This is a genomic window from Bacteroides sp. A1C1 (assembly GCF_004328515.1).
Classification (GTDB): Bacteria; Bacteroidota; Bacteroidia; order Bacteroidales; family Bacteroidaceae; genus Bacteroides; species Bacteroides uniformis.
Genome location: NZ_CP036491.1, coordinates 1,533,544 through 1,558,102, shown reverse-complemented (window position 1 = coordinate 1,558,102; position 24,559 = coordinate 1,533,544). Strand labels below are relative to the sequence as shown.

Genomic DNA, 24,559 nt, shown 5'->3' with positions numbered 1-24,559 from the left:
GGAATGAAGAGAATATACCTGCTTGCCTATATCACTATATTGTGTTGTCTTTGTCCGCTTCTGAAAGCGCAGCTTGGCCCGATGCCGTTTACTCCGGTGCCGCCGAACGACCCTTCGCTTGTACGTCTCTTGAACAGTGACGTGCGGTGCAGGCAGTGGGTGGATTCCGTCATGCAGCGTCTGACTCTGAAAGAACGCATCGGACAACTGTTCATCTATACGATTGCCCCCCAGCAGGACAAGGCCAACAAGGAACTGCTGCGTAAGGTGGTGGAGGACTATAAGGTAGGCGGTCTGTTATTCTCCGGCGGATTGATGCAGAACCAGGTGATGTTGACCAATGAGGCGCAGCGGATGGCGGAAGTTCCGCTGATGATTACCTTTGACGGTGAATGGGGACTGGCTATGCGCCTCCGCGGTACTCCGAACTTTCCGCGAAACATGGTGCTGGGCTGCATACAGAACGATACACTGATTTATGAATATGGGCGCGAAGTGGCCCGCCAATGCCGTGAACTGGGGGTGCAAGTGAATTTTGCTCCTGTAGCGGATGTGAATATCAATCCCAAGAATCCGGTTATCAATACCCGTTCCTTCGGTGAAAGTCCGTTCAATGTGGCGAACAAGGTTGTTGCCTACTCCAAAGGGTTGGAGGATGGTGGTGTACTTTCTGTCAGCAAGCACTTTCCGGGGCATGGGGATACGGATGTGGATTCTCATAAGGCGTTGCCCGTGCTGCCTTTTACCCGTGCCCGTCTGGACAGTATAGAGCTTTATCCTTTCAGAAAAGCCATTCGTGCCGGATTGGGAGGAATGATGGTGGGGCACTTGGAGGTGCCTACCATAGAGCCGCAAAAGGGGCTCCCGTCTTCGCTTTCGCGTAAGGTAGTTTCCGGTCTGTTGGTGAATGACCTCGGCTTTCAGGGGCTTGTCTTTACAGATGCCCTTGCCATGAAAGGGGTATCGGGCAATGAAAGCATCTGTTTGCAGGCGCTGAAAGCCGGCAATGATTTGCTGCTTGTCCCCCGGCGTATTAAGGAAGAAGTGGAGGCTGTGCTTGCCGCTGTGAAAAAAGGGGAGCTGACAGAGAAAGAGATAGAGGCGAAATGCCGTAAAGTACTGAAATATAAATATGCCCTTGGGTTGGAAAAGAAACCCCATGTACAGCTTTCAGGTTTGGGGACCCGCATCAATACTCCGAAAACGCGTGATTTGATGCGCCGGCTGAACTTGGCGGCCATCACTGTGCTGGATAACCGGGACGAGGTACTTCCGCTGGACCCTTCCATCGGTGAAGTTGCCGTGCTCAATGTGGGAGAAGCGCAGGAAATCCAGCCGTTCCTCAAGGAACTGTCGCAGTATACCCGTCCTGTGGAGTTCCATTTGGGCAAGAATCTGCCGGAGGCTGACGGGAACCGTTTGAGGAATGCGCTGGCCAAGTACAAACGTATTCTGGTCTGTGTCACCGAACACCGTTTGACGCCCTATCAGAATTTCTTTGCAAAGTTCGCTCCTGACGTACCGGTGGTTTATCTGTTCTTTATTCCTGGCAAGCAGGTATTGCAGATAAAACAAGGGGACGCTGCTGCTGAAGCGGTGATTTTGGCACACTCCTCCAACGAGGAGGTACAGCGGCAGGTTGCCCGGATTGTTTATGGCAGCGCTTGTTCAGAGGGACGCTTGTCTGCCAGTATCGGTAGTCGGTTTGCTGCCGGTGCGGGAGTGACGCTGACTCCTCAAAGCGCCCCCCGCTTTGTACCCGAAGAGCATGGTATGAATTCCCGTCTGCTGGCTGAAATAGACAAGATAGCTGAAGAAGGCATTCGTGAAGGGGCTTACCCCGGTTGCCAGGTGGTGGTGCTGAAGGATGGTAGGGAGATGTATAATAAAGCTTTCGGTACCCACGTCTGGAACGAGGCCGGAAGCAAGGCGCTTCCCGTAAAGAAGACGGATGTATACGACATCGCTTCGCTGACAAAGACCACAGCCACGCTGCTTGCTGTGATGAAGTTGTACGATGGCGGACGCCTCAATCTTACAGACCGGGTGTCGGATTATCTGCCTTTCCTACAGGATACGGACAAGAAGAATATTACGGTACGCGAACTGCTGATGCATGAATCCGGTCTACCTTCTACCTTGCTATTCTATCAGGAAGCGATTGATGAAGAGAGCTACACCGGCACTTTGTTCAAGGCACGTCCCGATGCCCGGCATTCCGCACGCATCGGACGGCAGACTTGGGCGAACCCTAAGTTCCGCTTCCGTCAGGGACTGACGTCGAAGGTGCAGACACCGGAATATACGATGCAAGTGTCCGACAGCCTTTGGCTGAACCGTTCCTTCAAGCAAGAGTACTTGCAGAAGATTGTGGATACTTCGCTTAGAGATAAACGTTACCGTTATAGTTGTGTGGGCTTTATCTTGTTGCAGCAGTTGGTCGAGGCGCGCACCGGCATGTCTATGGACGAATATCTGGCCAAGGAATTCTATACTCCGATGGGATTGGAGCGTACGGGGTATCTTCCTCTGCGCTTCTTGAAGAAGGAAGATATTGTACCTTCATCAACAGATCCTTTCTTGCGTAAGACTACCTTGCAAGGATTTGTACATGATGAATCTGCAGCTTTTCAGGGCGGCGTTTCCGGTAATGCCGGGCTGTTCTCCACTGCCGGAGAAGTGGCAAAAGTCTATCAGATGTTGCTGAATGGGGGTGAACTGGACGGTAAGCGCTATTTGAGCAAGGAGACTTGCAGGGTATTTACTACCACCGTCTCAAGGATAAGCCGCCGGGGGCTGGGATTTGATAAGCCCGACCGGCGTAATCCCCAGAAGAGTCCCTGCGCAGAGTCTGCCCCTGCTTCTGTCTACGGTCATACCGGTTTCACGGGTACTTGCGCCTGGACAGACCCGGAGAACGGCTTGGTTTATGTCTTTTTGAGCAACCGCACCTATCCGGATGTGTGGAATAACAAGTTGATGAGGCTGGATATAAGGATGAGGATTCAGGAGGCGGTATATAAGGCGATGCTGAGAGGAAAAAAATAATTGGTACAAATTAAAAAGAGCCTCCCTTGCTCACGCAGGAAAGGCTCTTTTCTTCTTCAATTTTGAAACAATTAAATTCTATCTGTTAAGCTTTAAGTGTGTGTCTTATCAGAACGCAATACCTACGCGCAGACCGAAATTGCTCAAACCGTCTACGCTGTACGTAAAGAGGTCACCTTTGTTCGTACCGTAGCTGTAATAGGCTGCGAAATGCAAGCCCGGTCCATAAGCCCAAGGATACACATTGAAACCAATTTCAGGAGATACATAGAAACCCCATGTATCTTTGTTGGCTTCGAATACGTTGAAAGTTGACTTCAACTGTGCATATTCAGCACCCAGTTTTACACCGGCATACGGCTGGAATGCACCTCCACGGTTCCATACATAGCGGGAGGCCAGCCCGAAAGGCAACTGGAATGCAGTGTGCTGCTGGTCGGTATTCAGACTGCCGCCTTCGCCTACGGGAAGTGTCTGCCGACCGAAATACTCATGGTTGCTATGGTAGTTCAAGAAAGCTCCCAATGCAAAATTGTCTGTCAGGAAGTAACCGCCTTCAAAATTCATACCCCAGCCGCTTGATTTGTCGGCGAAGTTGTTGCTGAGAGGAAAGTTATATTGCCAGTCGATATTGGCATAACCGTTATCGGTCATCTGTGCCTTCGTCGGTAGGGCGAAGACGAGAGCAAGAGCGGTAACCGCAAATACTCTCAAGGAAAGATATTTTATTGTTTTCATACTTTGTTCTTGTTTTTTGGTTCAATGGCAACTTCCCAGTCCGGAAAGGATGCTGCCGTATTATTCTTGTTACCTTAATATTGGGTAACCCGTCATTTGTCACTTATAGCTCGTAGCTTGTCACTACTTGTTAGTCAGGTAAGTTGATTGAGTGAAAGCTTGGTTCACACCTTGCACGGCAAGTTTGGTATTGACAGAAGTAGAACCACTCAGCAAGCCGCTCATATAGCTGGTCCACAGAACAGGAAGTTTCTCGCTCTGGCCTTGCGGCGCCTCCAGATTCAACAATTCGCTGATAAAGGAACCGGTGCTGTAGGAATAGTTCACGGCATAGGGATAATACCATCCGCCCCAGTTGCCCCAGTAAGGAGCATCCCAGTAGCCTGGATAGTTCCACCACCATTCGGGACGTCCGTAGTCGGTGAAGTAATAGGTACTTCTGACATAGCTTACCTGCAAGCCAAGGTCGGCTTCTTCCCGGTCATCCACACGGATGTAGCCGCGGCTATTCATGTTAGTGACATAAGCGTTGAGAATTTCCTGGGCATTCTCATCTTTCCAGTATTCGGCGTTTTCCTTATCACCGATGACCAGAATGCTGTCCGGCAAGTAATAAGTTTCGAAGGTTTTGAAATCCGCCTTCTTGTCATAGTTGGTATAAACCAGATAATTATTGTCCAGCTTATCCATGTCAGGGTCTTTTTCGCAAGATGCAAGCGTCACTGCAAAGACCGCTAATAATAGGGGAATAAATTTCTTCATACTTTTATAATTGTTTAGGTTTAATATAAATTCCTGCCCTATGGTACCTTAGGCTTTTGTGAGAAAAAACAAGATAGGATATAAAAGGTTCACGTAGAGGTATGTTAAAAGTGATAAAGGAATAGGGTGACAGCACTTTTAACGTAACTGTCACCCTATTGCACTTATCATGTCATTACTTTATCCCCCTGTCATCTTTTCCATATCCGTGCTGTCCATCCTCCTCCGGGTGCCATGTGTATGTTCAGCTTGTCCCCCGAGGTCACGGTGCGTACTTCTTTCTTGTAGTCGGTTGCTTCCCGGTCGGCATTGATGCCGTCGGAAAAGATTTCGGCTTCGTAACTTCCTTCTCCGAGGAAGGAAAGGTCGATGGTACAGTCGCGTGGTGTCCAGTCGGTCATGGAGGCGACGTACCAGACGTCTCCCTTGCGGCGTGCCAGTGTAAGGTATTCACCTACTTCACCGTCCAGTGCCACGGTCTCGTCGAAAACGGTAGGCACTTTGGCAATGAAGTCCGTGCATTCCTGCTCCTTCATATATTTGCTGGGGCTGTCGGCAAGCATTTGCAGCGGGGCTTCGAAGAGGGTGTACATCGCCATCTGGTGGACGCGTGTACCCTGGCTCATCGGATGGTCGTTGACGGCACGGAAGGTTTCGCGGGTTGCGTTCATCATGGCTCCCGGTGTGTAGTCCATCGGACCTATAAGCATGCGCAGGTAGGGAGCAGTCACGTCATAGCGCGGGAAGTTGTGGAGGGGGGCTCCGTTCACTATCGGTTCCCATTTGGCGTTCTCCAGTCCCTTTACACCTTCAAAGTTTAGGACGTTGGGATAGGTGCGCTGTATACCGTATGGCTTGAGTCCATGCAGGTCTAATACCAGGCGGTGCTCGGCGGCGCAGGCTACAATGCGTTCTACGGACTGTACCAGTGGCTGGTCGTCACGGTCGAAGAAGTCTATCTTGAAGCCTTTGATACCCATCTGTGCATAGTGGCTGAATGCGGCTTCCGTATCTTTGGCAGAATTTCGCCAGCTTGCCCAGAGAATGATGCCGACGCCCTTCTGGTTTCCGTAGGCTACCAGTTCCTTTAAATCGATATCCGGATTCAGGTCTTTCAATAAGGATTCGTTTCCGCTCCAGCCGTCATCGATGATGATATATTCCAGGTTGTTGTCGGCGGCAAAGTCGATGAATGCCTTATAAGTCGGAGTGTTCATGCCGGCTTTGAAGTCTACTCCAGTCAGGTTGCAGGTGTTCCACCAGTCCCAAGCCACTTTGCCGGGTTTAATCCAGGAAATGTCTTTGATGCGGCAGGCGGGGGCAAGACGCTGTGCCATGTCGTTGTCGGCAAGCTGCGTGTCCTTTTCGGTGACGAGCACCACACGCCAGGGGAGCTCCTGCTTGGCACAACGGGCGATGTAGTCTGCACGCTTGGTCGGTATCAGGTTCAGCCGGTTGTGTCCGCCGATTATTTCTTCCAGCGGATAGGGGGCAAATGCTGCCTGCACTCCTTGACGTGTCTGGGGATTTACAGTGAGGAACATGCCGGGATAGTTTTCCAATCCGGCTTCCATGATAACGGCTTTCTTTCCTCCGTCCAGGCAAACCATCAGTGGGGTGATGGAGAGTGAGTCGGTGTGCATTTTGGACAACGGGGCTTCGTCGTAGTAAGACTCGAAGGAGAAGCAATAGCGCTCACCGTTGCGGTTGTCGTTTATGTAAGGTACAAATGCCTGGTAATCCTTGTCGAAATTGAAGTCCGCAGTTTCGTTGAGGACGATAAACGGCTTGTTCTGTTCGGAAATGAAGCGGTAGGCAGCGCCGTCATCGTATGCGCGGAACTGTACGCTGTAGCCTCCTCGGCATTTCAGTGTCAGCTGGTTGTAGACATCCTCCACACTTGCCTTTTTGTAGAGGGGAGTGGGGAAGGAGGACTCCACAGACTTGCGTTCTGCACGGATTACTTTTACATTTTTACCGAAAGTTATTGCTTTCTTGGCTGATTTTTCATCTCTGCCTTGCAGGGCGATGACAGAGGGTTGCAGCACTGTGGTGCCGTCGTGTGCAATCTGCCAGGTGAGGGCTTCTCCGGCATCTACCGTAACGGATAGTTTTCCGTTGGGTGATACAAGTTGGTATTGCTGTGCACGGACCGTGCCCAAGCAAAGGAATAATAAACAAAAGGTTTGAATAAGGAGGCTTTTCATGTTGATTTATTTTTGAATGATTTTCTTTATCTTCTCCAGTTCCTCGGCAGAGAAGTCTGTATTTTCAGTCGCTTTCAAGTTATCTGCCAGTTGGGCAACGGAGCTCGCTCCGATGATGACACTTGTCACCAGGTCGTCCTTCAACAGCCAGGCAAGTGACATCTCGGCAAGGGTTTGCCCGCGTGAGGCAGCAACTTCGTTGAGTGCCTTGATTTTTTGCAGCGTCTCGTCGGTCAGTGCTTCTTTCTTCAGGAAAGCCCCCTTTGCCATGCGCGAATCTTCGGGAATACCATTCAGGTAGCGGTTGGTCAGCAGGCCCTGCGCCAGCGGGGAGAAGGCGATGAAGCCGGTTCCGTTCCCTTTGGCTTGCTGCAGGATACCTTCTTCTTCCGGTTCGCGGTTGAAGAGATTGTATCTGCCTTGATAGAGCAGGCAGTGTACATCCCGTTCTTCCAGGTATTTGCAGGCAAACTCGGCCGCCTCTTTGGGATATTTGGAGATTCCTACATAGAGTGCTTTGCCTTGCCGTACGATATCAACCAGTGCTTGCAGGGGCTCTTCAAGCGGAGTATCCGGGTCGTAGCGGTGGGAGTAGAAGATGTCCACATACTCCAGGTTCATCCGTTTCAGACTTTGGTTGAGGCTGCTCATCAGGTACTTGCGTGAGCCCCACTCCCCGTAGGGGCCGGGCCACATGTCGTGTCCGGCCTTGGTGGAGATGAATAGTTCGTCCCGATAGGGCATGAAGGATTTCTTCATAATCATTCCGAAAGTCTCTTCGGCGGAACCGTAGGAAGGACCGTAATTGTTGGCGAGGTCGAAATGCGTGATTCCACGGTCGAAGGCATAGTGCGCCATGGCCTGGGAATTGGCAAATGTGTTCACGTCGCCGAAGTTGTGCCACAATCCGAGTGATATTTCCGGCAGCAGGATGCCGCTTTGCCCGCAACGGCGGAATTTCATGCCGTTGTCATAGCGTTCGGGCGCTGGAGAATAAATAGGGTTTATCATGATATTGTATTTTGTGGGTTATCCCATTATTACTTCTACTGTATGCGTGCCCGGCAGATGGTTCACCACATTGCCTTCTATCGGCTGGCCGTCTACTGTGACGGACTTGATGCCTTTGCACACACCATCGGGATTCTTCACGGTAATATGATATTCTGCCCCGCGGAACCTACGCTTCACGTTGAAGCCTTTCCAGCCTGCCGGGATACAAGGATTGATTTCCAGACCTTCATACGAAGGCTTGATGCCGAGTATGAATTGCGTGATGGCATACCACATCCAGGCAGCCGTTCCAGTCAGCCAGCTGTTCTTGCCTTCACCAGGGCGGGCGGCGTCCTTGCCGGCCACCATCTGGCAGCATACGTAAGGTTCTACTTTATGCAGGGCACTGTGCTCTTCGGTGTACGACGGGCATATCTTGCGGAAATACTCCCAGGAACGGTCACCCCGTCCCAGTACGGTTTCTCCGATGATGACCCACGGGTTGTTGTGGCAGAAGATACCCGCATTTTCCTTGTAGCCGGCGGGATAGGTGGAGATTTCTCCATACTCCACAACATAGCGGGTGAAGGGTGGATTGTTGAGTACAATACCGTGCTCGCAGTCCAGGCGTTCCTTTACGGAGTCCAGCGCTTTTTTTACCATGCCTTCTTCCAGTCCGATGCCTGCCATGGTGCACCAGCCTTGCGATTCGATGAAGATTTGTCCTTCTTCGTTCTCTTTGGAGCCTACCTTGTGGCCGAAGTAATCGTAGGCGCGCAGATACCAGTCTCCGTCCCAGCCGTGTTTTTTTACGGCTTCCACCATATTGTCTATGTAGGTTTGCGCTCTGTTTGCTTCGTCGTCTTTACCCAGGCGGCGGCACAGCTCCACGTAGTCGCGTCCGCATACCACGAACAAGCCGGCAATCATCAGCGATTCTGCCTGGCTGCCTTCCGTCTGGTTTTCCGTGGTCTGGAAGGATTCATTCGGATCCCAGGAGAAGCAGTTCAGGTTCAGGCAGTCGTTCCAGTCGGCACGGCCGATGAGGGGCAACATGTGGGGGCCGAGGTTCTCGATGACGTGGTTGAAGGAGACGCGCAGGTGCTCGAACAGAGACACTTCCGAACCTTCTTTGTTGTCGAAGGGGACGGGCTCATCCAGGATACTGAAGTCTCCCGATTCCTTGATGTATGCCACCGTACCGAAGATAAGCCACATGGGGTCATCGTTGAAGCCGCCGCCGATGTCGTTGTTGCCGCGTTTGGTCAGCGGTTGGTATTGGTGGTAGCATCCTCCGTCGGGGAATTGGGTAGAAGCTATGTCGATGATTCGTTCGCGGGCTCGTTCCGGTATCTGATGCACGAAGCCCACGAGGTCCTGGTTGGAGTCGCGGAAACCCATTCCACGACCGATGCCGCTCTCGAAGAAAGAGGCGGAACGGGACATGTTGAAGGTAATCATGCACTGATACTGGTTCCAGATGTTCACCATGCGGTCCAGTTTTTCTTCGTCGGTCTTCACGACGTAGATGTCCAGCAGGCGGTCCCAGTAGGCTTTCAGTTCGGCAAAGGCAGCATCTACTTTGGCGGTAGTGTCGAAGGCCGAAATCATCGCCTTAGCCTTTACCTTATTTATAATAGGTGAAGAGGGTACACTCTGCTTGAACGCTTCATGCAGAGATGCTTCACGTTCCTCGAACTTTGCCTCCTGCTTGTTTTCCACATAGCCCAGCAGGAAGATGAAGTCGCGGCTTTCGCCGGGTTGCAGTTCTACTTCCAGATAGTGCGAGGCGATGGGACTCCAACCGTGGGCAATGCTGTTGCCCGGTCTGCCTTCTACTACCCGTTCCGGGTCGGCAAACTCGTTGTAGAGTCCCACGAATGTTTCGCGGTCGGTATCGAAACCGTCTACGGGTGTATTGACACTGTAGAAGGCGTAGTGATTGCGGCGTTCCTTGTATTCCGTCTTGTGGTAGATGACAGACCCGTCCACTTCCACCTCTCCCGTGGAGAAGTTACGCTGGAAGTTCTCCATGTCCGTAGCGGCATTCCACAAGCACCATTCGGCAAAGGAGAATAGTTTGAGTTTTCTCACTTTGGCAGAAGTATTCCGCAAGGTCAGCTTCTGCACCTCTCCCCAGGTCTTCAGTGGGACGAAGAAGAGCAGGCTGGCTTCGATGCCGTCTTTGGATCCGGTGATGCGGGTGTAGCTCATGCCGTGGCGACACTCGTAACTGTCGAGTGCAGTCTTGCAGGGCTTCCAGGTGGGAGACCATACGTTGCCGCCTTCATTGATGTAGAAGTAGCGTCCCCCGTTGTCCATCGGCACGTTGTTGTAGCGGTAGCGGGTGATGCGGCGGAACTTGGCGTCCTTGTAGAAGGAATAGCCTCCGGCAGTATTGGAGATGAGTGAGAAGAAATCTTCATTGCCCAGGTAGTTAATCCATGGCCAAGGTGTCTTGGGGTCGGTAATGACGTATTCGCGGTTGTCGTCATCGAAATATCCGAATCTTTTGTCTTGCATATTATTTCTTGTATTTAGTTTGATACATTCTTCATTAGTTGTGCCATCCGGCCATTTTCCCGGAAGCACGCTTCAAATTTAAAAACTTTTCTCCTATCACCCTTGTTTGCCCGGCGTGTTTTTTCCCCTCGGAAACATGAAGTACCGGAAAATGATACAAAAGTATCACCGCACGAATCTTTTTCGCTCTATCTTTGTAAACACATTTTATGATTAACCGATATGAAACACTTATTCGCATTTCTGTTCCTTCTTGGAATTACCTTTTCTCTTTCTGCCCAATCCGTCCGCGAACGTATTTTGCTGGACGACGGCTGGCAGTTTGCTTTTGGCAATGCTTCCTCACCGGAGAAAGACTTCGGCTGCGGAACGGAGTACTTCAACTATCTGACCAAGGCAGCCTCTATCCATAATGAGGGCCCTTACTCTCCCAAGTTCAATCCGGAGAAGTGGGGTGTGGACTGGAAGACGGTCAATCTTCCGCATGACTGGGTGGTTGATTTGCCTTATGCCAAAGAAGCGAGCCACAGTCATGGCTATAAAGCCGTCGGCTATAAATTCCCCGAAAACTCTGTGGGATGGTACCGAAAGACCATCACCGTGCCACAAGAGGACCTCGGCAAACATCTTTATCTTCAGTTCGACGGTATCTTCCGTGATGCCCGTATCTGGATAAACGGTTTCTACCTGGGACACGAACCGAGCGGCTATGCCACGCAGGTGTATGACATTACGGAATACCTGAATTACGGAGAAGAGAATCTTATCTGCGTCCGTGCGGATGCCACGCTCGAGGAGGGCTGGTTTTACGAGGGTGCGGGCATCTACCGCCATGTATGGCTGAACAAGACGGCGCCGTTACATGTAGCTCCTTTCGGAACCTTTGTGCACAGCACGCTGGCCGCACCTTTTGACAAGGCCAAGCTGACGATAGAGACCACTGTTGAAAACTCCGGTCTGCAAACGGAGGATTACCGCCTCTGCCATATCCTCCGGGATGCCGACGGCAAGGAAGTGGCACGCTGCGAAACGGCCGGTAAGCCGGTACTGCCGAAAGACCGCCAGCTCACCGTCGGTGAAATAGCGCTGGACAAACCTCATCTTTGGAGTGTGGATACACCTTATCTATATACACTGCTTACGGAAGTCTATCAGCATGGCAAGCTGGTGGATGCTTATACCACTACTACGGGTATTCGTGACATCCGCTTCGATGCCGACAAGGGCTTCCTCTTGAACGGACAGCCTCTGAAACTGAAAGGTGTGAACATGCACCAAGACCACCCCGGAGTAGGTGCCGGCATTCCCGATGCCCTGCAAGTGTACCGACTGAAGGAACTGAAGAAGTTCGGCTGCAATGCCTACCGTTCTTCCCATAACCCGATGACTCCCGAAATGCTCGATGCCTGCGACAGCCTCGGCATCCTTGTGATAGAAGAAAACCGTCTGACGGGTGTCAACGAGGAACATACTCGCCTGCTGAAACGCATGATAGACCGCGACCGCAACCATCCGTGCATTATCCTTTGGAGTGTAGGCAACGAGGAGTGGGGCATCGAGTGGAAAGAAAGCGGTACACGCATTGCTGCCACGATGCGCGAATATTGCCACCGTTTCGACCCTACGCGCCTCATGACCGTTGCTTCGAGCAGTGGCCCTGCCATCTTGATTCCCGCAGACGTGGCCGGTTATAACTACATCCTTCAGAATCCAGTAGAGCAGCACCGCAAGGATTATCCCGGCCGCCGTGCGCTCGGTTCGGAAGAGACTACGGGCTGTGGTACGCGCGGCATCTACTTCGATGCCCACGACAAAGGCCACATGGTGGCGCACAACCGCAAGCCGAACGGACCTGACAGCCTGCTGAACTGCATCGAGCGTGGCTGGAAATTCTATGACGAACGTCCCTATTTGGCGGGTCTTTTCTATTGGACGGGTTTCGACTACCGCGGCGAGCCCAACCCCATGAAGTTCCCGGCTACGGGCTCACAATTCGGCATTCTGGACTACTGTGGCTTTCCCAAGGACGAAGCCTGGTATCTGAAGTCCTGGTGGACGGATGAGCCGGTGCTGCACATCCTTCCTCACTGGAATCTGCAAGGTCACGAAGGTGATAGCATTGATATTTGGGTATACAGCAACTGCGATGAAGTGGAACTGACCGTGAACGGCAAGAAACTGGAGCGCAAACCGATGCCCCGAAACGGTCATCTTTCTTGGAAAGCCGTTTACCAGCCCGGTGCAGTGAAGGCTGTAGGCTATAAGAACGGCAAAAAAATATTGGCCCGTACTGTGGAGACTACCGGTGCTCCTGCCCGTATCTCCCTGACGGCAGACCGTTCCGTCATTCAGGCAGACAATCGGGATGTGGCAGTGTGTAACATTGAGTTGCAGGACAAGAAGAAACGTTTTGTCCCCACTGCCTGCAACGACTTGACGATAACCGTCTCCGGTCCGGTACGCATCCTTGGGGTGGGGAATGGAGACCCCGCTTATCAGGCTACGGAACGTCCGGCCGACGCCGATGCCCGCACCTATCAGGTAAAAGCATTCAACGGACTTGCACAGGTGCTGTTGCAAAGTATCGGCGAAGCGGGAGAAGCCACACTGACGGTCGTTTCGAAAAACCTGCCGGAAACTTCCTGCGTTTTGAAGCTGCAGAAGTAAGCAGCTTATCATTCATATCATCCGGCGAAGCGGAGATCTTTCTTTTGTCTATGGGGCAAGAGAGGGATCTCCGCTTCTTTCTTCCTCAAACTATAGTGTGTAAGTGTGCGAGATGTGCATCTCGTGTTGTATGAGATGTATATCTCGTACAACATGAGATATACATCTCATACATCCTTACATTAGAGCTTGAGGAGGAGAAGAACGGAAGTTTTGCTTTTCCGGGCGGGACTTTCCCGGGTATCTGCTCATATATAACAATTATTACCTCTAAATGTAACAAATGGTACTGTTGTGGGATTAAAAAGAATGAGTATATTTGTGGCATGATATTTTTTTAACCAATGCCTATGGAAAACCAGAACTATATCATGAGGGAGATAACCCCTCTGTCGGAACGTGACTGTTTCTATATTGCCGATCGTCACAAAACAGAATTTACCTACCCCATCCATTGTCACGCAGAGTATGAACTGAACTTCACGGAACATGCTTCCGGCGTACGTCGTGTGGTGGGCGATTCTGCCGAGATTATCGGTGATTATGACCTGGTACTGATAACCGGTAAGGAGTTGGAGCATGTATGGGAGCAACATGAATGTACCTCCGGGGATATTCGGGAGATTACCATCCAGTTCTCTCCCGACTTGTTCTTCGGGAACGTTGTCAACAAGAACCAGTTCGACAGTATCCGCCGGATGCTGGAGCGTGCACAGTGCGGACTTAGTTTCCCCATGCAGGCCATCATGAAGGTGTACAACTGGCTGGATAAGCTGGCTTCCGAGGAGCAGGGCTTTTATGCCGTGATGAACTTTCTCCGTATCCTTTACGAACTTTCCCTCTATGACAATGCTCGGGTGTTGTCCAGTTCTTCGTTTGCCAAGATAGAGACTTTCTCTGACAGCCGCCGGGTACAGAAGGTGCAGAAATACATTTCCACCCATTATCAGGAGGATATCCGGTTGGCTTCATTGGCCGATATGGTGGGCATGACCCCGGTCTCTTTCAGCCGTTTCTTTCGCCTGCGCACCGGCAAGACGCTTTCCGACTACATTATTGATATCCGTCTGGGCTTTGCCACGCGTATGTTGGTAGATTCCACGCGTACTATTGCAGAGGTGTGCTATGACTGCGGCTTCAACAATCTGTCCAATTTCAATCGTATGTTCAAGCGGAAGAAGGGATGCTCGCCGAAGGAATTCCGTGAGAATTATCGGAAAAAGAAGCTGGTGATATGATAAAAAAGTATTGGTATTCTTCATTGAAAGTGCCTATTTTTGCACCAATGATTAATACTAATATCTGATATCATGAAAAGAGTTTTTTCCTTATTTTTATGTCTGCTGTGTGTATGTGCTGTGACGGCGCAGATACGCGGCAATGAAATCCGTGTAGTCGTTTCACCCGACCATAGCGATTGGGTGTATCGTCTGAATGAGAAGTGTACGTTTACCGTCCGGGTGCTGAAGGCACAGAACCTCTTGCCCGATGTCAAGATTGACTATGAACTGGGCCCCGAAATGTATCCTACTGAAGTAAAGAAAGACATGGTGCTGAAAGATGGTACCTTGAAGTTGCAAGGCACGATGAAGACTGCAGGCTTCTTGCGTTGCAAGGTCAAGGCGCATGTGGACGGCCGGACTTATGAAGGGCTGGCTACATCGGCCTATGCTCCTGAGCAGCTGCAACCCGTGACGAAACTTCCTGCCGATTTTCAGGATTATTGGGCCAAGACCTTGGAAGAGGCGCGCAAGACTCCGTTGAATCCCCTTATGACGCTGCTTCCCGAACGCTGTACGGAAACGGATAATGTATATCAGGTCAGCTTCCAGACAAAAGCCTGGGGAGGACGTTTTTACGGTATTCTCAGTATTCCCAAGAAAGAAGGGAAGTATCCGGCTTTGCTGCGTGTGCCCGGTGCGGGTGTCCGCCCTTATGCGGGAGATACGTATACGGCTCCTGGAAAGGTAATTATATTGGAGGTGGGTATCCACGGCATTCCCGTCACGATGCAGCAGTCTGTATATGATGCGCTGGCAGGTGGGGCGCTGAGCAATTATTGGACGTTCGGCCGCGACAATCGGGATGCTTCTTACTATAACCGTGTGGTGGTAGGCGCTTTGCGTGCTGTGGATTTTATCTGTTCGCTGCCGCAGTACAACGGGAAAGCGCTGGGCGTTACGGGCTCCAGCCAGGGCGGTGCCTTGTCTGTGATTACGGCGGCTCTTGATTCACGCGTTACTTTTCTGGCGGCAGTTCATCCTGCCCTGTGCGACCACGAAGCCTTCTTCAAGAAGCGTGCTTGCGGTTGGCCCCATTATTTCTATTATTACGGTGCTCCCGATGAAAAGCAGCTTGAAACGGTACGCTATTATGATACGGCAAACTTTGCCCGCCTGCTGAATGTGCCCGGTTGGTTCAGTTGGGGGTATAACGATGAGGTCTGTCCTCCCACTTCCATGTATGCAGCCTACAATGTGATTGCTTCTCCGAAGGAATTGCATCCTTATCTGGAAACCGGACATTATTGGTATCAGGAACAGTGGGATGAATGGCTGGACTGGATACGGAGACAACTTGATGTGCCAATGTGATTAATCACATTGGCATATTAATCTGATAATATAGTATCATTTTTTATGATATGAGCCGCGTATCTTTGTGTATCGCTTAAAAACTGATAATATGAAGAAACAATTCCTTTTACTGACAGTACTTTTATTCCTTTTGGGAGCATGTGCCCCTAAGCCTGCGGAGCATTCGTTTATTAAGGTCAATGCCGATGGACAGTTCGTTCGCGACGGAAAACCCTATTATTTTGTAGGTGCCAATTTCTGGTATGGTGCCATTCTTGGTTCCGAAGGTGAAGGCGGCAATCGTGAACGGTTGCATAAGGAGCTGGACTTTCTGAAAAGCATTGGCATCAACAACCTGCGCGTATTGGTGGGTGCTGACGGTGAAAATGGCATAAAGACGCGGGTAGAGCCCTCTTTGCAAGTGGCACCGGGCGTCTATAATGATACTATCTTGGCCGGATTGGATTATTTCATGAATGAACTGCGTGAACGTGATATGACAGCTGTACTCTATTTGAACAATTCCTGGGAATGGAGCGGCGGCTATTCTGTTTACCTGCAATGGTCCGGACACGGTGATGCCGTGGTACCTGCCGTAGACGGATGGCCCGCCTATATGGAGTATGTCAAGCAGTTCCCCAAATCGGACAGCGCGAAGGCCTTGTTTGCCAATCATGTCAATTATATTGTTTCGCGAACCAATAGGTATAATCAGATAAAGTATGTGGACGACCCCACTATTATGTCTTGGCAGATTGGTAACGAGCCTCGCGCTTTCTCTGACGAGAACAAGGAGCCGTTTGCCCGTTGGATGGCTGATGTAGCTGCACAAATCAAGTCCCTCGACCCGAACCACATGGTGTCTTCCGGCAGTGAGGGCGCGTGGGGATGCGAAATGGACATGAATCTTTTCGAGAAGATTCATGCCGACCCCAACATCAATTATCTGAATATCCACATCTGGCCCTACAACTGGGGCTGGGTGAAGGCTGACAGCCTGACGGAACTTCTTCCGCGTGCCAAGGAGAATACTAAGAAGTATATAGATGACCACATGGTCATTGCCCGGAAGTACAGCAAGCCGATTGTTTTGGAGGAGTTCGGTTTTCCCCGTGACGGCTTCAGTTTCTCCAAAGAGGCGCCGACCACTGCCCGCGATGAATATTACCGTTATGTATTCGACCTCATCCGCCAGGATCGTGAGAGCGGCGGACTCTTTGCCGGATGCAACTTCTGGGCATGGGGCGGTTTTGCCGGACAGAATCCCGACCATGTATTCTGGGAAAAGGGAGATGACTATACCGGTGACCCTGCCCAAGAACAACAAGGACTGAACTCTGTCTTTGCCACGGACAGCACTATTGAAATAATTAAAGCGGAAAACCGGAAGTTGCAAAATTAAACCTATCCTTTCCGTGTAATCCCTGCCTGAAAATTAGAATGTAAGCGTGTACAAAGCGTTTGTACCGTTATATAAGAAAGATTATTACTCTAAATACTAAGTATGATATGAAAAGCATATGGAAAGTTATGTTGGCGGTTTGTTGCCTAGGTATGACCATTGGTTGTGGAACAAACCCGTCGAAGAATGAAAATGTAAAAGAAACACTACCGGCATTGGTGGTCAATGGTACGCAGTTGATGAATACCGAAGGAGACACGGTGGTATTGCACGGTGTCAGCTATGGCTGGCATCAGTTCTGGCCCCGTTTCTACAATGCCTCTTCGGTTGCTTATCTGGTCAATGACTGGGGCGCACAAGTGCTTCGGGCCTCTATGGGAGTGGATTTGGATAGCGCCTGCTATGTGAACAAGCCCGAGTTCGGTATTGAGTGTGTTACGAAAGTGGTGGATGCCGCTATCAAGAACGGCGTTTACGTCATCATTGACTGGCATAGCCACAATCTGCGGCAGGAAGAAGCAAAGGAATTCTTCACCCAAATGGCTACCCGTTACAAAGGGGTTCCTAATGTTATCTATGAGGTTTTCAACGAACCGGTGGAAGACAGTTGGGAACAGGTGAAGGCATACTCTGTGGAGGTTATCAAGACAATTCGTGCCATAGAGCCGGATGCCGTTATCCTCGTAGGTTGTCCGCATTGGGACCAGGACATCCATTTGGCTGCAGACGATCCTATTACCGGATATAGCAATATAATGTATACACTCCACTTTTATGCCAATACCCACGGACAGTGGCTGCGCGACCGCGCCGACTATGCTCTGGGCAAGGGCTTGCCGATTTTCGTTTCCGAATGTGCCGGTATGGAGGCAAGTGGGGACGGCCCCATCAATAAAGAAGAGTGGGGGAATTGGCTGGAGTGGATGCAGCGGCATTCCATCAGCTGGGTGGCCTGGTCTTTGTCTGACAAGGATGAGACTTGCTCCATGTTCTATCCGTCGGCTTCTTCCGAGGGAAACTGGAAAGATGCAGACATGAAAGAGTGGGGGAGAATGGTTCGTGACGAATTGACGACACTGAAAAAATAGCCCTTTAAAAACAATATGATTTAACCATTAATAATTAAGAAAAAAGAATTGTGCTTATGGAAGAAAAGAAGAATGATGCTGTGAAAACATGAATTGTTTGGAAGTAATTTTAAGTGTCAACGCCTTGATTGCATGTCACGGTTTCTTGACTTACTCTCATTTTGTTAACTAAAAAAATCTTCTTTTGGGAGGTTTTGTGTTTGTTTTAAATCTAAGAAATGCAGTATGAATTTAAATTTTAGAAAGACAGCGCTGCTTGCGGGTATATGTTCGGTGTTCAGCCTGGGTTATACCCCTCAGCTTTTCGCAGTATCATCGGTGGATACCGTTGAGGCAGTGCAGCAAACAAAGAAAATTACGGGTGTCGTCAGCGATGCGATGGGCCCTATCATTGGTGCCAATGTATTGGAAAAGGGCACTACGAATGGTGTAATTACCGACATTGACGGTAATTTTGCCTTGAATGTGAAACCGGGAGCTACCATCGTGGTTTCCTTTATAGGCTATGTCAGCCAGGAAATAAAGATAACGGACCAGACAACGGTGAACATCACGTTGAAGGAAGACTCTGAAATGTTGGATGAAGTTGTTGTGGTAGGTTACGGTACGATGAAGAAAAGCGACCTTTCCGGTGCTTCCGTTTCCATGAGTGAAGACAAGATTAAGGGCTCTATTATTACCAACCTTGACCAGTCATTGCAAGGACGTGCTGCGGGTGTGACGGCTGTCAGCACTTCCGGTGCTCCGGGCTCTTCCTCTTCTATCCGTGTACGTGGTCAGGCCACTATCAATGCCAATGCCGAGCCGTTGTATGTAATTGACGGTGTGATTGTACAGAGTCAGGGACAAAGCGGTTCATCTTATGGTTTGGGCGATGCATTGGGTAATGGCTCGGTTTCCACCATTTCTCCGCTTTCCACCATCAACCCTGCTGATATCGTCAGTATGGAAATTCTGAAAGATGCTTCGGCAACCGCCATTTACGGTGCGCAAGGTTCCAATGGTGTGGTTTTGATTACGACCAAACGTGGTAAGGCGGGTGAGGCTAAGTTTACTTATGACGGTATGTTTGCCGTTCAACGCCAGACAAAGCGTCTGGATATGATGAATCTGCGTGAGTATGCCACTTATTATAATGATTTGGCAAACATGGGTGAAATCTCTGACCCTAGTAATTATTATGCCGATCCTTCTCTGCTGGGAGTAGGTACAAACTGGCAGGACGCCATCTTCCAGACTGCTTTGCAGCATCAGCACCAGATTTCGGCACAAGGTGGTACAGAGAAGATACAATACTACGTATCAGCTTCCTATATGGATCAGGACGGTACCATCATCGGTTCAAACTTTAACCGTTACAGCTTCCGTGCCAACTTGGATGCCCAACTGAAGAAGTGGTTGAAACTCGGTTTGACTGCCACCTATACAGCAACGGGTGATGACCTGAAACTGGCAGACAGTGATGAAGGTTTGATTAACTACTCGTTGACCACTCTTCCTGATATACCTATCTATAATCTGGATGGCAGCTATGCCACCGTTGTTCGCGAAGGCTATACGAATCCTAACCCGATTGCCCTTGCCATGATGGATGACATCCTGCTGGACCGTCAGAAACTGACAGGTAATATTTTCTTTGAGGTCACTCCGATTAAAAATCTGGTATGGCATGCCGAACTGGGTTATGACATCAGTTCCAGCAAAGGTGAACGCTACAAGCCGATGGTTGATTTGGGTGGATGGGTACGTTCCAGCAATGAAAGCAGTATCCAGAAGAACAGCAGTACATTCTGGCAATTGAAGAACTATGTGACCTATTCCGGAAACATAGGCGACAAGCATCATTATACGGCCATGGTGGGTCAGGAGTGCTGGGAGTCCAGCTATGACTTCACGAGTGTGTTCAATAGCGGTCTGCCTTCGGATGAAGTGCACAATCCGGCCTTGGGTACGGGAACACCGACTATCAACGCAGGTTTTGGAAGTTCGTCCATGGCATCTTTCTTTACACGTCTGACTTATAACTATGCCGACCGTTATCTGGGTACTTATACCTATCGTTATGACGGTTCTTCAAACTTCGGCCCTGAAAACCGTTGGGCAGGCTTCCATTCGTTGGCTGCTTCCTGGCGCTTTTCCAATGAAACGTTCTTTGAACCGTTGAAGAAGGTAATCAGCAACGGTAAGCTGCGTTTGGGATGGGGACAAACAGGTAATGCCAACATCGGTGGTTATGCCTGGGGTACATCCATGAATCGTATGCCTTCTGGTCTGGGTATGGGGTATCGCCCCTCCAATATACCGAACACTTCCATCAAATGGGAGTCTCAGGAGCAATGGAACGTCGGGGTGGATTTGGGATTCCTGCACGACCGTATCAACCTGACGGTAGAGTGGTATAAGAAAACTTCCAGTGATATGTTGATGCCGTTGCAATTACCTTCTTATATGGGTACTTCCGGCAATGGTTCTTCTGCATTGGCTGCTCCGAAAGGTAATTATGGTGACATAGAGAATACCGGTTTTGAAATCTCTCTGAACACGCATCCCATTACGGGTAAGTTTGAATGGGACTCCGATTTCCAGATTTCTTTCAACAAGAACAAACTGAAAGGATTGGCAGGTACAGCCAATGCCCAGATTGTAGGTTACGGACAGTGGACCGATGTAGTCAGTGTGTCCAGTGTAGGCGAATCACTTTATAACTTCTATGGATTTGTCTGTGATGGTGTTTACAAGGACCTGGAGGACCTTCAGACTTCTCCGAAACCTGCCAAGTACCCGGCAAACGGTGTATTTGACCGTACCAATACCGTATGGGTGGGTGATGTGAAATATAAGGATATCAGTGGTCCTGACGGTGTGCCCGATGGCGTTATTGACGACTATGACAAGACCAATATCGGTTCTCCGATGCCTAAGTTTACTTTTGGCTGGACCAATACTTTCCGTTACAAGAACTTCGACTTGTCCGTTTTCATCAACGGTTCCTATGGCAACAAGGTGTACAACTACCTTTCCATGAAGCTGACGCATATGAACTCTCCATGGACCAACCAGTTGAATGCTGTAAACGGACGTGCACAGCTTGTTCCTATCAATCCGAACAAGGTCTACGAAGATGGAACCATGTGGTATAATGATGTGTCTAACGTCATGGTGGCAAACCCGGGAGCTTCCATTCCACGCGCCACTATCAATGACCCGAATGACAACGACCGTATCAGTGACCGTTATATTGAAGATGGTTCCTATATCCGTCTGAAGAATATCTCTTTGGGATATACTTTCCCGAAAAAGACGATTGACAAGCTGGGGCTGAGCAACTTGCGTATCTATGCCAATATTCAGAACCTGCTGACCATTACCGGTTATGATGGCTATGACCCTGAAATTGGTGCCAGTACTTCAAGCGTCAATGTATATGGTCTGGACAACGGACGTTATCCGTCTCCTACAGTTTATTCATTCGGCTTGAACGTTTCATTCTAACACTTTAATTTGAAGAAAACATGAAAATCAGATATATTAAATATTGGGCGTTTGCAGCTGTACTCGGTATGGGAACAGTTTCATGCGAAGATTTCCTGGACCGTCCTACTGAAGATAATTATAACGAATCGAATTTTTACCAGAATGACGAGCAATGTGTGCAAGGAGTCAATTACCTTTATAACTCACCTTGGTATGACTTTCAGCGCGGTTTTATTAAAGTCGGTGAAATCTTGTCCGGAAATGTATACGAGGGAAACAGCCCTTACCTGAATTTTACGGTGAATGGTACGGATGAGAACCTTGTGAATATGTCCTATTCTTTGTGGGCAGTTATCGGTCATGCCAATACCGTATATACTCGTTTGAAGACGGCAAATGCGTCAGAAGCTGTGAAAAATCAGTGTATGGGCGAGTGTCTGGCATGGAAAGCCATGGCTTACTTCTATTTGGTACGTAGTTTTGGGGCAGTACCCATTATCCATGATAATACGGCTGAATTGAATTCCGGTAATTATAACTCCAAATTCAAGGTGGAGACAGCCGATGTGTACGAGTATATCATTATGACTCTGGAGAAAGCTATGGAATTGCTTCCGGCCAGAGGCGAAACGGGACGTATTGACCGTTATTGTGCCGAAGGTCTTTTGGCTAAGGTGTATCTGACCAAGAGTGGTCTTTCCGGTACCCGCAATGCGGATGATTTGGCAAAAGCGGCAGAATATTCCAAGGATGTAATTAATAATTCCGGTCGTAATCTGCTGGCCAACTATTCCGATGTTTTCCGTTTGGCTAACAACAAGAATGAAGAGTGCCTCTTCTCTTGGCATTGGTCAGCAGGACGTGACCCTTGGACACAGCAGAATACATTGCAGTCGGACTTGGCAATGGTGGGATTCGATGAATTTGGTGACTGCTGGGGCGGTTATGCCGGTCCGTCGGTTGATTTGCAGGATGCATTTGGAATTTCCGCTTTGGAAAGCCCTGAGACTCGTTCGGATACGGATACCCGTCGTAAGGCTACCATGATGATGGCAGGTGATGTATACAGTTATTTCTGGCAGGACAAGGGCGGATTCGATTATCTGCGGTTTATCTATGATGCCGAATATGGCAAGGGTGGCCCTAATGGCGATTATCAGTCTCCTACCGGTGCCAATCATGTGAAGCATCTTTATGGTAACAATAATGACCATCTATTGGGCTTGGGCGTATCGGCTGGTAATATGTACAGCGGCCTGGCAACCCATATCCTGCGCCTGTCCGATATCTATCTGGTATATGCCGAGGCAAAAATGGGACTGGCTACCTCTACTACAGACCAGAGTGCATTGGATGCTTTCAATGCAGTACGTGGCCGTGCCATTCCGGGAGTTACTCCGAAAACCTCCATTACTTGGGAGGACGTCTGGAAGGAACGTCGGCTGGAACTGGCTTGCGAAGGTGACCGTTGGTATGATTATGTACGTTTGGCATATTATGATTCCCAGCGTGCTATCAATGAGCTGAAGGCGCAGCGCCGTGATGTTTATTATAATCTGGGCACTACCTACAAAGCTTATTATGAGAATGGTAGTTGGACGGTAAATCCGGATGAAACTCGTTACAACCCGGATGCAAAGGCACCGAATGTAACAGTTTCCAGTTTTACATTGCCGTTCCCGACAGAAGACGTGGTGTTCAATCCTAATTTGATGAAAGACCCGGTACACGTAGATGTGCGTTCTGAATTCAGTTATTAATTTAATGCTTGAAAAGATGAAAAATAATAGATATACGAATTGGTTCTTCGCGGCAGTTGTTGTCGCAGCAAGCTTTTCCATGGCAGCTTGTGAGGATGAGCCGGATAAATATGAGGTGGCAGGCGGAAAGCCTATTTTGAAGTATGTTCGTGTCCCTGATCCGGCTGCGGCAGATTCTTTGCTGACGGGGGCCTATATGGCGAATACGATTTGTCTGGTCGGTGAGAATCTGCGGAGTGTTTACGAGCTCTATTTCAATGACCAGAAGGCGATACTTAATACAAGTTACATCACTGACCATACACTTATGGTAGATGTTCCGAAAGAGATTCCTTCGGTAGTGACCGATAAGATTTATATGGTGACCAGAGCAAAAGATACCATAGATTATGACTTCAAGGTGTTGGTTCCGGCTCCTACCGTGAACTCCATTTCTTGTGAGTTTGCAAAGCCGGGTAGTGAGGTGACACTGATTGGTGACTATTTCATTGATGACCCGAATGTGCCACTGACCATTACGATGGCCGGTAATGTGGAAGTGACTAATATTACGAACATAACCAAGACTGCGGTCAGTTTTATTCTTCCGGACAATGCTCCTGCAGGCTATATCAACGTGAAGTCTATTTACGGTACCGGACGTTCCAAATTCCGCTATCATGATACCCGCAACATACTCTTTGACTGGGATGGCTCTCATGGCGGTATGGCTATTGCTCATGGTTGGCGTGATGGTAGTGCGGTATTGAAAGAAGCCGATGAAAATAGTATTGATGGTGCATATATTCGTTTTGCCGGGGAACTTAAAGGGGGAATCGGTGCTACTTGGGATGAAGAACATTTTTCATTCAATTACTGGCCGGAACCGTCTGCCGGTTATCCCGAACTTTCTGCACGTCCTGAGTTTGCAGAACTGCTCGAGGAGTATGGTGTCAATGGTTTGCAACTGAAATTTGAGGTGAATATTCCTTCTTCCAATCCGTGGCAGTCTTGTGCTCTGCAAGTAATGTTTACTGGTAATGATGTGGTGACGTATGCGACCGGAAACAATGCTTACTTTAGTGATACGAATGTGCCGCGAGGTTTATGGTTGCCCTGGAAGAATACGGGTTCCTATGATACGGGCGGTAAATGGACAACCGTTTCCATGAATCTGTCCGAGTTCAACAAGACGCATGAAGGCAATAAGTGTGATAGGGCTTTTGACAAGACTATGCTGACCGGATTGACATTCTTTGTCTGGGCAGGTGGTGTGGAAGGTAAGGATTGCAATCCGGTGATTATGATTGACAACATCCGTGTGGTACCTATTGAATAACCT

14 protein-coding genes are annotated in these 24,559 nt (G+C 49.5%); 9 read left to right on the top strand and 5 right to left on the bottom strand.

The window, feature by feature from the left end:
- Nucleotides 1-3: 3 nt before the first annotated feature.
- Nucleotides 4-3,048, top strand: a complete 3,045-nt coding sequence (locus tag EYA81_RS06470) for a glycoside hydrolase family 3 N-terminal domain-containing protein (RefSeq protein WP_061411769.1) — start codon at nucleotides 4-6, stop codon at nucleotides 3,046-3,048.
- 108 nt (nucleotides 3,049-3,156) lie between these two features.
- On the opposite strand, the gene EYA81_RS06465 is transcribed toward EYA81_RS06470, so the two are convergent.
- The 5 genes from EYA81_RS06465 to EYA81_RS06445 form a co-directional block, all read right to left on the bottom strand.
- Nucleotides 3,157-3,786 carry an outer membrane beta-barrel protein gene (locus tag EYA81_RS06465; RefSeq protein WP_061411767.1) on the bottom strand — a complete coding sequence of 210 codons (630 nt, stop codon included), beginning with the start codon at nucleotides 3,784-3,786 and terminating at the stop codon, nucleotides 3,157-3,159.
- Between the two features lie 123 nt (nucleotides 3,787-3,909).
- A complete protein-coding gene (locus EYA81_RS06460) occupies nucleotides 3,910-4,548 on the bottom strand; it encodes a DUF4136 domain-containing protein (protein WP_061411765.1) in 639 nt (212 codons plus the stop codon).
- 191 nt (nucleotides 4,549-4,739) lie between these two features.
- Nucleotides 4,740-6,755, bottom strand: a complete 2,016-nt coding sequence (locus EYA81_RS06455; protein WP_131225532.1) for a glycoside hydrolase family 97 protein — start codon at nucleotides 6,753-6,755, stop codon at nucleotides 4,740-4,742.
- A gap of 6 nt (nucleotides 6,756-6,761) precedes the next feature.
- On the bottom strand, nucleotides 6,762-7,766 hold the full coding sequence (locus tag EYA81_RS06450) for an aldo/keto reductase (RefSeq protein ID WP_117601325.1): 1,005 nt from the start codon (nucleotides 7,764-7,766) through the stop codon (nucleotides 6,762-6,764).
- A gap of 18 nt (nucleotides 7,767-7,784) precedes the next feature.
- Nucleotides 7,785-10,271 (bottom strand): GH36-type glycosyl hydrolase domain-containing protein, encoded by a 2,487-nt coding sequence (locus tag EYA81_RS06445; protein WP_131225531.1) that lies wholly within the window; start codon nucleotides 10,269-10,271, stop codon nucleotides 7,785-7,787.
- A gap of 222 nt (nucleotides 10,272-10,493) precedes the next feature.
- On the opposite strand from EYA81_RS06445, the gene galA reads away from it, so the two are divergent.
- The 8 genes from galA (at nucleotide 10,494) to EYA81_RS06405 (ending at nucleotide 24,556) form a co-directional block, all read left to right on the top strand.
- Nucleotides 10,494-12,938: a beta-galactosidase GalA gene (gene galA / locus EYA81_RS06440; protein ID WP_131225530.1), complete on the top strand. Its 2,445-nt coding sequence runs from the start codon at nucleotides 10,494-10,496 to the stop codon at nucleotides 12,936-12,938.
- A 350-nt stretch (nucleotides 12,939-13,288) separates the two neighbouring features.
- Complete coding sequence (locus EYA81_RS06435) at nucleotides 13,289-14,176, top strand: AraC family transcriptional regulator (protein ID WP_057256135.1); 888 nt, start codon at nucleotides 13,289-13,291, stop codon at nucleotides 14,174-14,176.
- 72 nt (nucleotides 14,177-14,248) lie between these two features.
- Entirely contained in the window at nucleotides 14,249-15,532 is a 1,284-nt protein-coding gene (locus EYA81_RS06430; RefSeq protein ID WP_061411757.1) for an acetylxylan esterase, read from the top strand.
- Between the two features lie 91 nt (nucleotides 15,533-15,623).
- A complete protein-coding gene (locus EYA81_RS06425) occupies nucleotides 15,624-16,916 on the top strand; it encodes a beta-mannosidase (RefSeq protein WP_117601321.1) in 1,293 nt (430 codons plus the stop codon).
- A gap of 107 nt (nucleotides 16,917-17,023) precedes the next feature.
- Nucleotides 17,024-18,004: a glycoside hydrolase family 5 protein gene (locus tag EYA81_RS06420; RefSeq protein ID WP_131225529.1), complete on the top strand. Its 981-nt coding sequence runs from the start codon at nucleotides 17,024-17,026 to the stop codon at nucleotides 18,002-18,004.
- 225 nt (nucleotides 18,005-18,229) lie between these two features.
- Nucleotides 18,230-21,496 carry a TonB-dependent receptor gene (locus EYA81_RS06415; RefSeq protein ID WP_117601319.1) on the top strand — a complete coding sequence of 1,089 codons (3,267 nt, stop codon included), beginning with the start codon at nucleotides 18,230-18,232 and terminating at the stop codon, nucleotides 21,494-21,496.
- A 20-nt stretch (nucleotides 21,497-21,516) separates the two neighbouring features.
- On the top strand, nucleotides 21,517-23,238 hold the full coding sequence (locus EYA81_RS06410) for a RagB/SusD family nutrient uptake outer membrane protein (protein WP_117601318.1): 1,722 nt from the start codon (nucleotides 21,517-21,519) through the stop codon (nucleotides 23,236-23,238).
- A 16-nt stretch (nucleotides 23,239-23,254) separates the two neighbouring features.
- Nucleotides 23,255-24,556: a glycan-binding surface protein gene (locus EYA81_RS06405; protein WP_165491360.1), complete on the top strand. Its 1,302-nt coding sequence runs from the start codon at nucleotides 23,255-23,257 to the stop codon at nucleotides 24,554-24,556.
- Nucleotides 24,557-24,559 lie beyond the last annotated feature (3 nt).